Origin of the sequence: Streptococcus mitis (assembly GCF_946188695.1) — a bacterium.
GTDB lineage: Bacteria > Bacillota > Bacilli > Lactobacillales > Streptococcaceae > Streptococcus > Streptococcus mitis_DF.
The window spans coordinates 11,499-24,140 of sequence record NZ_CAMHWI010000013.1 but is presented as its reverse complement, the minus strand read 5'-3'; the positions used below and the strand labels follow the sequence as shown (position 1 = coordinate 24,140).

16 protein-coding genes are annotated in these 12,642 nt (G+C 36.3%); 15 read left to right on the top strand and 1 reads right to left on the bottom strand.

Annotated elements, in window-relative coordinates; translation table 11 throughout:
- Nucleotides 1-3: 3 nt before the first annotated feature.
- Nucleotides 4-732 carry an alpha/beta hydrolase gene (locus N8L33_RS06515; RefSeq protein WP_203175430.1) on the top strand — a complete coding sequence of 243 codons (729 nt, stop codon included), beginning with the start codon at nucleotides 4-6 and terminating at the stop codon, nucleotides 730-732.
- A 104-nt stretch (nucleotides 733-836) separates the two neighbouring features.
- Here the strand turns inward: N8L33_RS06515 and N8L33_RS06510 are convergent, their stop codons facing one another.
- Nucleotides 837-1,211, bottom strand: a complete 375-nt coding sequence (locus N8L33_RS06510; protein ID WP_261059298.1) for a transposase — start codon at nucleotides 1,209-1,211, stop codon at nucleotides 837-839.
- A 536-nt stretch (nucleotides 1,212-1,747) separates the two neighbouring features.
- Here N8L33_RS06510 and N8L33_RS06505 point away from each other — a divergent pair.
- The 14 genes from N8L33_RS06505 (at nucleotide 1,748) to N8L33_RS06440 (ending at nucleotide 12,640) form a co-directional block, all read left to right on the top strand.
- Nucleotides 1,748-1,921, top strand: coding sequence for a hypothetical protein (locus N8L33_RS06505; RefSeq protein WP_261031063.1), 174 nt, complete (start codon nucleotides 1,748-1,750; stop codon nucleotides 1,919-1,921).
- Nucleotides 1,918-2,697 (top strand): replication initiator protein A, encoded by a 780-nt coding sequence (locus N8L33_RS06500; protein ID WP_261031060.1) that lies wholly within the window; start codon nucleotides 1,918-1,920, stop codon nucleotides 2,695-2,697. The genes N8L33_RS06505 and N8L33_RS06500 overlap by 4 nt, the downstream gene beginning before the upstream one ends.
- A 99-nt stretch (nucleotides 2,698-2,796) precedes the next feature.
- Nucleotides 2,797-4,155, top strand: coding sequence for a DNA (cytosine-5-)-methyltransferase (gene dcm / locus N8L33_RS06495; protein ID WP_261031059.1), 1,359 nt, complete (start codon nucleotides 2,797-2,799; stop codon nucleotides 4,153-4,155).
- Nucleotides 4,139-4,588, top strand: a complete 450-nt coding sequence (locus tag N8L33_RS06490; RefSeq protein ID WP_002917298.1) for a hypothetical protein — start codon at nucleotides 4,139-4,141, stop codon at nucleotides 4,586-4,588. The genes dcm and N8L33_RS06490 overlap by 17 nt, the downstream gene beginning before the upstream one ends.
- Nucleotides 4,581-4,961, top strand: a complete 381-nt coding sequence (locus N8L33_RS06485) for a thioredoxin domain-containing protein (protein WP_049493835.1) — start codon at nucleotides 4,581-4,583, stop codon at nucleotides 4,959-4,961. Before N8L33_RS06490 ends, N8L33_RS06485 begins: the two co-directional genes overlap by 8 nt.
- A 12-nt stretch (nucleotides 4,962-4,973) precedes the next feature.
- Complete coding sequence (locus N8L33_RS06480) at nucleotides 4,974-5,207, top strand: hypothetical protein (RefSeq protein ID WP_000840776.1); 234 nt, start codon at nucleotides 4,974-4,976, stop codon at nucleotides 5,205-5,207.
- Nucleotides 5,208-5,209: 2 nt separating this feature from the next.
- Nucleotides 5,210-5,797: a CPBP family intramembrane glutamic endopeptidase gene (locus N8L33_RS06475; protein ID WP_261031057.1), complete on the top strand. Its 588-nt coding sequence runs from the start codon at nucleotides 5,210-5,212 to the stop codon at nucleotides 5,795-5,797.
- A gap of 333 nt (nucleotides 5,798-6,130) precedes the next feature.
- Nucleotides 6,131-6,430 carry a hypothetical protein gene (locus tag N8L33_RS06470; RefSeq protein ID WP_000869763.1) on the top strand — a complete coding sequence of 100 codons (300 nt, stop codon included), beginning with the start codon at nucleotides 6,131-6,133 and terminating at the stop codon, nucleotides 6,428-6,430.
- A complete protein-coding gene (locus N8L33_RS06465) occupies nucleotides 6,420-6,908 on the top strand; it encodes a hypothetical protein (RefSeq protein WP_261059297.1) in 489 nt (162 codons plus the stop codon). The genes N8L33_RS06470 and N8L33_RS06465 overlap by 11 nt, the downstream gene beginning before the upstream one ends.
- Entirely contained in the window at nucleotides 6,908-8,785 is a 1,878-nt protein-coding gene (locus N8L33_RS06460; protein ID WP_261059341.1) for a VirD4-like conjugal transfer protein, CD1115 family, read from the top strand. Before N8L33_RS06465 ends, N8L33_RS06460 begins: the two co-directional genes overlap by 1 nt.
- A 20-nt stretch (nucleotides 8,786-8,805) precedes the next feature.
- Entirely contained in the window at nucleotides 8,806-9,048 is a 243-nt protein-coding gene (locus tag N8L33_RS06455) for a hypothetical protein (RefSeq protein ID WP_000627865.1), read from the top strand.
- Nucleotides 9,049-9,064: 16 nt separating this feature from the next.
- On the top strand, nucleotides 9,065-9,919 hold the full coding sequence (locus N8L33_RS06450) for a VirB6/TrbL-like conjugal transfer protein, CD1112 family (protein WP_261059296.1): 855 nt from the start codon (nucleotides 9,065-9,067) through the stop codon (nucleotides 9,917-9,919).
- A 53-nt stretch (nucleotides 9,920-9,972) separates the two neighbouring features.
- Nucleotides 9,973-10,332, top strand: a complete 360-nt coding sequence (locus tag N8L33_RS06445) for a PrgI family protein (protein WP_001097589.1) — start codon at nucleotides 9,973-9,975, stop codon at nucleotides 10,330-10,332.
- The gene (locus N8L33_RS06440; protein ID WP_192833040.1) at nucleotides 10,283-12,640 is read left to right on the top strand and encodes a VirB4-like conjugal transfer ATPase, CD1110 family; all 2,358 of its coding nucleotides are present in this window, start codon (nucleotides 10,283-10,285) and stop codon (nucleotides 12,638-12,640) included. The genes N8L33_RS06445 and N8L33_RS06440 overlap by 50 nt, the downstream gene beginning before the upstream one ends.
- Nucleotides 12,641-12,642: the final 2 nt, after the last annotated feature.

The following is a 12,642-nucleotide window of genomic DNA, read 5'->3' as shown; positions in this document are numbered from 1 at the left end:
AGAATGAAGACATTTTTTATTGGCGGTTTGGGAAGCAATGTCTATCATAGCAAGGATTTTCTTCAAGAACTAAATTCGCAGATTTATTTTCTAAATCCATATGATAAGCATCTTCGAGATGAAACAGAATTGAAATCATGGTTTAAAAATGAGATTGTAGAGGAAGAATCTATATGTCTGATAGGTCATTCTCTTGGAGGAGATTTGGCGCGTTATCTTGCATCGGAATTTTATGAAGTGAAAAAACTAATTCTTTGGGATGGTGGCTATCTAGATTTAGATAAGATTTTACCTTTAGATACAGAGTTAGAGGAAGTTAAAAACTATATCGAATCTCAAGTCGTTTCAGACTTAGCTCTTCTTATTTCTAAAGAGAAATCTGAAGCAAAGTATTGGTCAGAAAATATGGAGGAAGCTGTAAGACAGTCCTATCACTGGAATGCGGAGTATAATAGATATGAGTTGGCTATAAATTATGAAAATATAGAAGCGATCCTCCGCCTACGGAGGAAAATACAAGCTTTTAAGAGAGAAGTGGGAGCTACCTTGTTTATTAGTCCTCGCTATCCTAATGAAGCTACATGGAGAGAGGAAGCCCTAAAAGAATTGCCAGACTATTTTGATACTATTCTTCTAGAAAACTTTGGCCATGAGCTTTATACTGAAGCACCTAAAGAAATCGCTAGTCTAATTAATGAGTGGTTCTCTTATTCTTACTGGGCTATTGAATGAATTATCATAATTAATATATAGTTGATTAGAATAAGATATGAACAAATTGATTAGGAATATCAAATTAATTCGGTTCTTTGTCAACTGTAGTGGGTTGAAGTCAGCTAAGATCGAGAAAGGACAAAATTTGTCCTTTCTTTTTTGATATTGAGAGCGATAAAAATCCGTTTTTTGAAGTTTTCAAAGTTCCGAAATCCAAAGGCATTGCGTTTGATGAGTTTAATGAGATTATTGGTTGCTTCTAATTTGGCGTTAGAATAGTGTAGTTGAAGGGCGTTGACAATCTTTTCTTTATCCTTGAGAAAGGTTTTTTGAAAATCATATTTCTTCATTTGACTTCCGCACTCAGGGCAAGATGGAGCATCGTAGTCCAGTTTAGCGATGATTTCCTTGTGGGTATCCTTATTGATGATGTCTAGAATCTGGATATTAGGGTCTTTGATATCGAGTAGTTTTATGATAAAAAGTAATGATTCCATATGATTTTTTCTATGGAACTTTTTCTACACAAAATAGACTCCATAATATCCATAGGGGATTTACCCACTACAAATATTATAGAGTCGCTTTTTCTATTCAGGGAGCTTGAAGGGCTATCATCGGACAAAATAGAGAAGGCATGATATAATATAAAGTAGATTTCTATGTAATTAAATAAGAACTGTTTGAACACCATTCATTTGAAAACTCTCTATGTTCAAACAATAGTAAAATAAAATAGGGGCTCTAAACCCTTGCTACGAAAGGAAAAAAACTCAATGGCTACTATTCAATGGTTGGTCTAGAAGATTTAAAATAATAAAACATTGTGAAGTAGAATAAATACTTAAAACCCTTGGAATTCAAGGGTTTTTATTGGTTTAGATTTTAATTCTTCACATTGTTATATGTGCTTGATTGAGCAATAATCATCAATAAAAATATTTTTTTGGTGTTGAGTTTGGTGTTCAAATATTTATTATGTTACGGAAAGGAATTTCACAATCTTTCCGTTTTTTTATTTTCTGGAGGAAAAATGACAAAAGAATTACAATCATCACGCTATATTGTCATTTCATTTTTAGTACGTGAAATGGGAATTGACATTGTTGAAGCCATCTCTATTATGACTGAATTAGAAAAAAGTGGCTTGGTTCGCTTGGAATCAAGTGGAGATTTAATACTCAAAGAACTTGGAGGAGCGCTATGAAACGAATTACCGCAAATCAATACCAAACTTCAGAACGGTATTATAAATTACCTAAAATTCTTTTTGAGGATGAGAAATATATGGATATGAAACTAGAAGTAAAGGTAGCTTATTCTATTTTAAAAGATCGTTTAGAATTATCTCTCAGTCGTGGTTGGATAGATGAGGAAGGAGCAGTCTATTTAGTATTTTCTAATTCTAAACTGATGAGGCTGTTAGGTTGTTCGAAGTCAAAATTACTGTCCATCAAAAAAATTCTTAAAGAATATGACTTAATTGATGAAGTCCAACAGTCTTCAAGTGAGAAAGGGAGACTTGCTAATAAGATTTATTTAGGGGAATTGTCTTCTACCCCAGTAGGTAATTCAAACAGGCCTAGTGTTAAAAAAAGACTAGGGCAGGTTGAAAATGAAACGGCCCCCGTCTCATATTCAGCCCCTAGTGAGACTGAAGTTAGTGAGACTAAATATAGTGAGACTGATTCTTTATTTATTGAGGATAAGGAAGAAAGAGATTCTCAACCTATTTTGAGAAGAAAAGTCGAAAAGGTCACAAAATATGATCGAGATTATATTTGGGGACTGGTACAGGATCAATTTAGACGAGAAGGTTTTTCTGAAACAGCTAGTGAAATTGCTATGACTGATTTTGAAAGAATCTATCAGTATGCTCTTGACAATGTTCGCTTTGTTAGACGTGCGGAAGTACTTGCTGAATTTGTGTTTAACGGCTTGTATTCTGTTTGGAATAACCGTGTTAGAAAAAGAGGTGGTTAAAATGTCGCCAATCGAGTGGATATTAGTTATGCTCATTTTAATTTCAAGTGGTGTGACTATTTGGACATTGATAGTCGATCAGAAAGGGGTTATAAAGAAATGAGATTTATTGATTTATTTTCAGGTATAGGTGGATTTCGACTTGGAATGGAAAGTGTTGGACACGAGTGTATTGGATTTTGTGAGATTGATAAATTTGCTAGAGAATCTTATAAATCCATTTTTCAAACGGAAGGAGAAATAGAATTTCATGACATACGAGATGTTTCAGATGACGAATTTAAAAAACTTAGAGGGAAAGTCGATGTCATCTGTGGGGGATTCCCTTGTCAAGCATTTTCAATCGCAGGAAGACGATTGGGATTTGAAGATACTAGAGGAACTTTGTTCTTTGAAATTGCTCGAGCGACCAAACAAATCCAACCACGTTTTCTTTTTCTTGAAAATGTTAAAGGCCTACTCAATCACGATAAGGGACGGACGTTCACCACAATTCTTACCACACTTGATGAGTTGGGGTTTGATGTTGAGTGGCAGGTGCTTAACAGTAAGGATTTTGGCGTTCCCCAAAACAGAGAGAGGGTGTTTATTATCGGACATTCTAGAAAGAAAGGTACCAGACTCTTATTTCCTTTCAGACGAGAAGGTCAAGCAACTAACCCTGAGACTTTGAAAGCACTAGGAAATTTAAATCCATCAAGAAGTGGAATGAGTGGTAAAGTCTATTATTCAGAAGGTCTTGCGCCAACCTTAGTTCGTGGAAAAGGAGAAGGATTTAAAGTTGCGATTCCTTGTATGACACCAGACAGATTAGAAAAAAGACAAAATGGTAGACGTTTCAAGGATAATCAAGAGCCAATGTTTACTTTAAATACTCAGGATCGCCATGGTATTGTCGTTGTTGGAGATTTACCAACTAGCTTTAAGGAAACTGGTCGCGTCTATGGAAGTGAGGGCTTATCTCCAACACTGACTACGATGCAAGGTGGAGATAAAATCCCCAAAATACTGATTCCAGAACCAATCAAATTTCTAAAAGTCCGAGAGGCAACGAAAAAAGGATATGCTCATGCAGAGATTGGGGATTCAATCAATTTAGAAAGACCAAGTTCTCAGTATCGTCGTGGTAGAGTTGGAAAAGGTATAGCGAATACGTTAACAACTAGTGGGCAAATGGGAGTAGTAGTGGCTAGCTATGAAGGAGAAGATAAACAAGTTTACCAAGTAGCTGGTGTCTTAATTGATGGGCAATTTTACCGTTTGAGGATACGACGAATCACTCCTAAAGAGTGTTTTAGACTGCAGGGCTTTCCTGATTGGGCTTTTGAAGCTGCTAGAAAAGTCTCTAGTAATAGTCAGCTCTATAAACAAGCTGGTAATAGTGTAACCGTTCCTGTGATTGCCGCAATCGCAAAAAAATTAAAAGAAATAGAGGAAAAAGATGAAAGCATTAAATAAAGAATCAATACTAGATTGTGATGAATTAGAAACAGAATTACATGACGCAGAAATCAAACAGCTGGATGAACAAATATTTTTGATGCCCAATTATCCATGTGAGTTTGAGGTGACATTTTTAGATGATTACCATAAAAAACACAACTACCCCCTATTTTACGAATCCTATCTTCAAAACATTATGGAATTCCTTGAAAGTCAGGATATAAAGAACGGAGCTGATGCCTTTGTAGATGATAATCAGAATCTTGTTTTTGTTTTATATGGACAAGGCTATCGAGCCGAGGGAAAAGAGGGAATACTTACAACCCAAGTAACTGTAAAAGCTTATGATGAAGACAAGAAACCGATTAACTTCGCAAATTTATTAGATTCCTTAATCGTATCAGAATATCAAATGGAACCGAATCTTTGGGAGGTCTCCCATGATTGATCTCTATCTAAGTAAAAATAGCCAAAGAAATCAACTTCTTTTAGACTTCTTTCAAAACTATGGCATAGAGGTATCTTGTCATTCAGTTTCTGAAATGACAAAGGAGAAATTAATTGAGATGATGAGCTATTCTTCAGATTGTTTCGAGTTTTTATCTCCAAATTTATTACGTTTTAAGAATCGAGATAACCTAAAATTAACAGATTTCATCGAAATGATATTAAAAAATCCTGAACTAACCATCAGACTTCCTCTTGCGGTTTCAAATAAGCGAGTTTATCCAAATCTGAATCTGGAGGAGGCTAGAGCTTTATTGCCAAGAGATACGAAACAATTGATTTACATGGCACAAACACATTATTTATCTAACTAAAGGAGAATCAATATGGCAGAACGATTTTGGGAGAACTTGTCCATTATTTTGGCTGAAAGAAATATCAGCTGGATTGAGTTAACCAGAAAAATGTTTGCGGGAGAGTTTCACTATCCAAGTGAATTGAATCGTTTGTATCAAAAGATTCGTCACTACAAGATGGAACAACGAATGCCTCAAAGTCCATGGGTAGAAAGGATTGTGCAGGTATTAGATTTAGATTATGAAGATTTATTTCGGAGGTAACTATGAAAAGAATAATTCCAGTTTATATATTCCAACAAGTAAATGTCCTATTGGTATCTCTATACTTACTGAAATTGCTTTGTATCGGTGAGTTAACTATACTACAGATTCTCTATGGAGCGTCACTCATTTCTTTTTTTTGGATGTATGGCAAACGAAAACAAGTGGCCAAGGTCAATATGAAAATTAGGATAAAGTGGATTGGTATTGGATTCGTTAGTCTACTGATTATAAGTCTATGTTTTAGTCTGATTCATGCTCAAGAAAGCACGAATCAAGCAAACTTAATTGGCCTTCAACATCAAGTTCCTTGGTTTTCATTTTTATTGTTCTTAATCAATGCAAGTATGGTTGAAGAATTTCTGTATCGAGAAATTTTATGGAACTTGGTTAGAAAATTAGATATTCGAGTTGCTTTGTCAAGTGTTTTATTTGCTTTAGCTCATCATCCAGGAACCATTCTAGCTTGGTGTTTATATGTTTCATTGGGAATGTTTTTAGGGATGGTGCGCTATAAATCGGACTTATGGGGCAGTATGGGGCTACATTTGGTATGGAACCTACTAGTTTATAGTTTGCTGCTTTTTTAGACCAAATTAGCTTGTTTTAGGGAAATGAAATGCTAACGTTATGTAACAATGTTAGTCTTTTATTTCAAACTCTTTGATTAATATGAATTTAGCTAGACAGAAAAATAAGAAATGTGATAAAAATTTCAACTACTCTTATCTATAATAAAGCTACCTGTTCTTTGAAAATTGAATCCACTCCGTCTTGATTAGCGTGCCTGTGTAAGTAGGGACTGAGAGTATTTCCCTGTGAAGGGCAACTGGCACAAGACGTGTGTGAGAATTTTCTAACAGACACGGAGTTTATCGTTACCAGACTCAAACGATGCGACAAACTAGATAAAGGAGTTAATCATGAAGGTAGTAAACTTGTATGATTTGAAACAAATGGGAAATAAAGGTGGTTGTACGATCCAATTGATTCATCACTTTCCTTTTGGTATGGGCTTAGGACATCTCAAAAAAGACTACATTGAATTTAAACGTGTTGGTATCGTTGATGGAAAAGCAGTAGAAGTCACTCTTCGAGAACCTTATTCGAGAGATCTACTGCAGGTTGTCAAGTCGATTAAGCAACGTCAGAAATTGATAGCTTATCGTTATAAAGAAGGAAAGCTGCTATTTGTGAAGAAGGAGGCCTCGGATGTCCTCTGAACAACAGGAACGAATGGCAGTTCAATATGCTGAGCGTAGTCTTTTATTTACTGTCAAAAGTCTCTTAAAGATTCTAGAATGGTCTAGACGTCAGGCTTTAGCACAAGATTTTGCCTATAAGATAGGGGTACAGAAATTAGAAGAATTGCTACAATCTCCCTATGCGATTGATACGATTAATCTGAAAAAAGATTTTTTAGACAAACCAATTGATATAGAGAAATTTAAAGCTTTTTTAGAAAAAGAAGAGATTCCTTTAGCCATCGCTTGGCAAGGGGATTCTCTGCATTTCTACACGAAAGACCGTTCGATTCTAGACAATCATTTAGACCATCTGTTAGAAAAAATGGTTAATGATCCGGAGAAATTAGCTGATTTTACCATGGATAAGTCATTGGACGATGCAATTGATGAAGCTAAATCCCAAATAACCTTTAGACAAGAAGGATCCGTCAAACAGAAAGAGATGGTGAGATGATGTACAGTGGAAAGAAATTCCTACTATTCTCACTGTTAGGTATCTTACTAGGCTATCTTTTTCATCGTTTGACGCTTTTGTATGATTCCTATACTGGAAATACATTAGATAAATGGACTCATCTTCTGATGGAAGGTCAAGATGAAGTTCTTCAGTCGCCATGGAATGTTTCCTTTACTGGAAAATCAAGTGCTTTTTTTCTACTAGGATTTGTGATGATGTTACTGGTTTATCTCTATCTAGAGACTGGTAAAAAACAATACCGAGAAGGGGTAGAATACGGGAGCGCCCGTTTTGGAACTCTAAAAGAAAAGAAGCTCTTTTACGGTAAAGAATTTTCTCATGATACGATCTTAGCACAAGATGTTCGTTTGACATTATTAGATAAAAAACCACCTCAATATGATAGAAATAAGAATATTGCGGTGATCGGAGGTTCAGGAAGTGGGAAGACATTTCGCTTTGTGAAGCCCAATCTGATTCAGATGAATAGTTCTAATATTGTAGTGGATCCTAAAGATCACTTGGCTGAGAAAACAGGCAAACTCTTTTTAGAACATGGCTACCAAGTAAAGGTGTTAGATTTAGTCAATATGAAGAACTCAGATGGCTTTAATCCTTTTCGCTATATAGAGACAGAAAATGATTTGAATCGCTTGCTGACGGTTTATTTCAATAACACCAAAGGCTCTGGCTCCCGTAGTGATCCATTTTGGGATGAAGCTTCTATGACTTTGGTACGAGCTTTGGCCTCCTACTTGGTCGATTTCTATAATCCACCCAAAACAAGAGAACAGCTCATAGAAGAAAGTCGTTTAAGTCAAAAAGAATACCAAAACTTGTTGAAACGTCAAAAAAAAGAAGTGGAAGAGCGAAAAAAACGAGGGCGTTATCCAAGTTTTGCTGAAATCTCAAAACTCATTAAACACTTATCCAAGGGTGAAAACCAAGAAAAAAGTGTCTTAGAAATTCTATTTGAAAATTATGCTAAAAAGTATGGAACTGAAAATTTTACCATGCGAAATTGGGCAGATTTTCAAAATTATAAGGATAAGACTTTGGATTCTGTTATAGCTGTAACCACTGCTAAATTTGCCCTCTTCAATATTCAAAGTGTCATGGATTTGACCAAAAGAGATACCCTTGATATGAAGACATGGGGCCAGGAAAAATCAATGGTGTACTTAGTTATCCCAGATAACGATAGTACCTTTCGCTTTCTTTCAGCCCTCTTTTTTTCAACTGTATTTCAAACTCTAACAAGACAAGCAGATATTGATTTTAAGGGTCAATTACCTCTTCATGTGAGAGTCTACTTAGATGAATTCGCAAATATCGGAGAAATTCCAGATTTTGCTGAACAAACCTCAACAGTCCGTTCTCGGAACATGAGTCTCGTTCCCATTCTTCAAAATATTGCCCAACTTCAAGGACTCTATAAAGAAAAAGAAGCTTGGAAAACCATTCTTGGGAACTGTGATAGTTTAGTCTACTTAGGTGGTAATGATGAAGATACCTTTAAATTTATGAGTGGATTACTCGGTAAACAAACCATTGATGTTCGAAATACTAGTCGTTCCTTTGGCCAGACAGGTTCAGGATCCCTTTCTCATCAAAAGATTGCTCGTGATTTAATGACACCTGATGAAGTCGGAAATATGAAACGGCATGAATGCCTGGTTCGAATTGCCAATATGCCTGTCTTTAAAAGCAAAAAGTACAATTCCATTAAGCATCCAAACTGGAAATACCTAGCCAATCAAGAAACAGATGAACGGTGGTGGAACTATCAAATCAATCCTTTGAATCAAAGACAAGAAAATCATCTTGAAGGCCTTAGAATTCGTGATTTAACTTTTGAATCTAGTTTAAAATAAAAATAGAAAAGAGGAAATAGATGATTACGCATTTTAAAGGTTTTGTTTATGGAGTAGACGCAAGTGCTATGTTTGCACAAGCTATGTCTTTGTTACAGAAGGGATTGATTGCGGTTGGTGCCTTTCTCGTTGTTGTGGGGATTGTCAATCTTGCAACCAACATTAAAGATGGTGGACCAGGTGTTCGGAATGCCATTCTGGAAATTGTCGGTGGTGTTATGGTAGGGGCTGCTGGTGCCTTTGTAACTCAAATTTCAATTTAGGAGGATAAACAATGACATGAATCTTAGTTTAGTCTCACCCTTTGTTTACCTTGCATCTGAAAAAATATCAGCTGAAAATTTATTTGAAGGGTTTAATGTGGATTTACAATCTACGGTAGATCTGATTAAATCTCTATCTAGCTACAATCCAACAGTTTGGACTTATATGTCTAGTATTACTAAAAGTGTCATGCAGCCTCTTGGAGTTGCGATTTTATCAGTTGTTCTCATCTTAGAATTTTCGAAGATGGCAAAGAAAATTGCTAACTCTGGTGGAGCGATGACCTTTGAAGCATTAGCGCCGATGTTGATTAGTTATATCATGGTCGCAGTCGTGATTACCAACACTACCGTTATTGTAGAAGCCATCATCGGGATTGCGAGTCACGCCATTGAACAAGTGGCTTCGATTGTGGCTCACGGTGGGGCAAGGTATGATACCATCTCTGGATTAAAAGGTTCAGGATTTATTGGCCGTATGATTGTGGGATTTTTCGCCCTCCTCATTTGGCTTGTTCGGATAGTAAGTGCAGCTATGGTCAATCTTTTGGTATCTATTCGATTTATTCAACTCTACCTTATGATCCCATTTGCCCCTCTTACGATTCCAACATTTTTAAGTGATGAATGGAAGTCTATTGGTATTGGCTATTTAAAAAATATTATGGTCTATGCGGTACAAGGGGTTCTTATTTTTCTGATTGTTTCTCTTGTTCCTTTATTTGAATCTGCTGGGAAAATAGCTGTTTCAAATGGTGCAGGAGTCTTGCAATCACTTGCAATTATGTTTGGTAGTTTGGTACAAGCTATCTTACTGATTATTGCCCTCGTTGGTTCTCAACGTACGGCTCGCTCAATCTTAGGTATGTAATTAGATAAAGGCTAGGAAGTGAATGCTTCTTAGCCTTTTTAGAAAGGAAAGTCATGAATACACGTGTCTTTAAAGACATTTCAAAATACCAACACAGGGCTTGGTTAGGCTTCACTACAAGGCAAATCATCTTTGTCCTACCAGCCTTTATTGTCACAATTATTGTTTTGGGCTTGAATCTCTTTTTCTGGCAATTTGGAGATTGGTTTGTTTACGGTTTTGTATTTGCCTTTACCATCCCCCTCATGCTTTTTGGAGTCTATAAACCCAATGATTTATATTTTGAACATTATTTGAAATACCGTCTACACTTTGAATTAACGGTTCCCCTACGCACAATTACAGGAAAGAAAGGACCTGAACATGAAAAGAAAATCAAATACATTAAAGAAACAAAAAACTTCAATGACTAATAAAAAGGAAAAAGTTAAAGGGAAAAAAGAGGAAGTGTTACCATCAACGGCTAATACTCTTTCCTATCAAGCCCTGTATCAAAATGGTCTGATGCAGGTAAAAGAAGATTATTTCTCACAAAGCTATTTACTTGGTGATGTCAATTACCAGACCGTTGGTTTAGAAGATAAGGGCGCAATCATTGAGAAGTATTCTGATTTGATTAACTCCTTAGACGACCAAACCAACTTCCAATTGACTATCTTTAATAAAAGATTGAATTTAGAAAAGTTTAGACAAAGTGTTTTGTATGAGGAAAAAGAAGATGGGTATGATACCTATCGTAAAGAATTGAATCGGATGATGAATCAGAATTTAGACAGTGGGGAAAATAACTTTTCAGCTGTGAAACTGATTAGCTTTGGTAGAAAGGATTCTAATCCCAAACAAGCCTATCGTTCCTTGTCTCAAATAGGAGAATATTTCAAGAGTGGTTTCTCAGAAATTGATGCACGATTTGAATCCTTGGCTGGAGAAGACCGTGTCAACTTGTTGGCAGATATGCTTAGAGGAGAACACCATCTTCCTTTTTCTTACCGTGATTTAACGAGATCTGGTCAGACAACTCGTCACTTCATAGCGCCTAATCTCTTGGATTTTAAAAACAAGAATTACCTACAAATCAATGACCGCTTGTTGCAGATTGTCTATGTCAGAGACTACGGTATGGAGTTAGGTGATCAGTTTATCCGAGACCTCATGCAAGGAGATTTGGAATTGATAGTGAGCCTTCATGCTCAAAGTTCGACCAAGGCAGATGCCATGAAGAAACTACGAACAAAGAAGACCTTAATGGAATCCCAAAAGATTGGGGAACAACAAAAACTCGCTCGTACAGGTATCTATTTGGAAAAAGTAGGTCATGTATTAGAAAGCAATATCGATGAAGCTGAGGAACTCTTAAAAACCATGACAGAGACAGGAGATAAACTGTTTCAAACAGTCTTCTTGATTGGGGTCTTTGGTCAGGATGAAGAAGAACTCAAACAAGCCCTAGACACGATCCAACAAGTGGCTGGCTCAAATGATTTAATGATTGATAAACTTCCATATATGCAAGAAGCAGCCTTTAATAGTTTGCTACCATTTGGTTGTGATTTTTTAGAGGGGGTATCACGGAGTTTATTAACGTCCAATGTAGCAGTGAACTCTCCATGGACTTCAGTAGACTTACAAGACCGTAGTGGGAAATATTACGGTATCAATCAAATATCAAGCAATATTATTACCATTGATCGAAGCTTATTAAATACACCGTCTGGTCTGATTTTAGGGACATCTGGAGCTGGGAAAGGGATGGCAACCAAGCATGAAATTATCACGACCAAAATCAAGGAATCTGGTGAAAATACCGAAATTATCATCGTGGATCCAGAAGCAGAATACAGTGTCATTGGACGAGCTTTTGGAGGAGAAATGATTGATATTGCGCCTGATTCCCAAACCTATCTCAATGTACTTGACTTGTCTGAGGAAAATATGGATGAGGATCCTGTTAAGGTAAAATCAGAATTTCTTTTATCCTTTATCGGCAAGTTATTGGATAGGAAAATGGATGGAAGAGAAAAATCGATTATCGACCGAGTTACGAGACTCACCTATCAGTCATTTAAAGAGCCTTCTTTGGAAGAATGGGTCTTTGTCTTGAGTCAACAACCAGAAGAAGAAGCGCAGAATTTGGCGCTTGATATGGAACTGTATGTCGAAGGTTCTCTTGATATTTTTTCTCATAAGACCAATATTCAGACAGGATCTAATTTCTTAATCTATAATGTTAAAAAGTTAGGAGATGAGCTGAAACAAATCGCCCTTATGGTTGTTTTTGATCAGATATGGAATCGTGTTGTTCGGAACCAAAAATTAGGGAAGAAGACCTGGATTTATTTTGATGAAATGCAGCTTCTTTTATTAGATAAATATGCCAGTGATTTCTTCTTTAAATTGTGGAGTCGTGTCAGAAAATATGGAGCCAGTCCGACTGGGATAACCCAAAATGTCGAAACCTTATTGTTAGATCCAAATGGTAGACGGATTATTGCAAATAGTGAATTTATGATTCTCCTAAAGCAAGCAAAAAATGACCGAGAAGAATTGGTTCAACTCTTAGGCTTGTCAAAAGAACTCGAAAAATACCTTGTCAATCCAGAAAAAGGGGCAGGACTGATAAAAGCTGGTTCAGTTGTCGTACCCTTTAAAAATAAGATTCCTCAAGGTACACAATTGTTTGATATCATGAGTACGGATCCTGATAAAATGGCTTCTAACTAAGG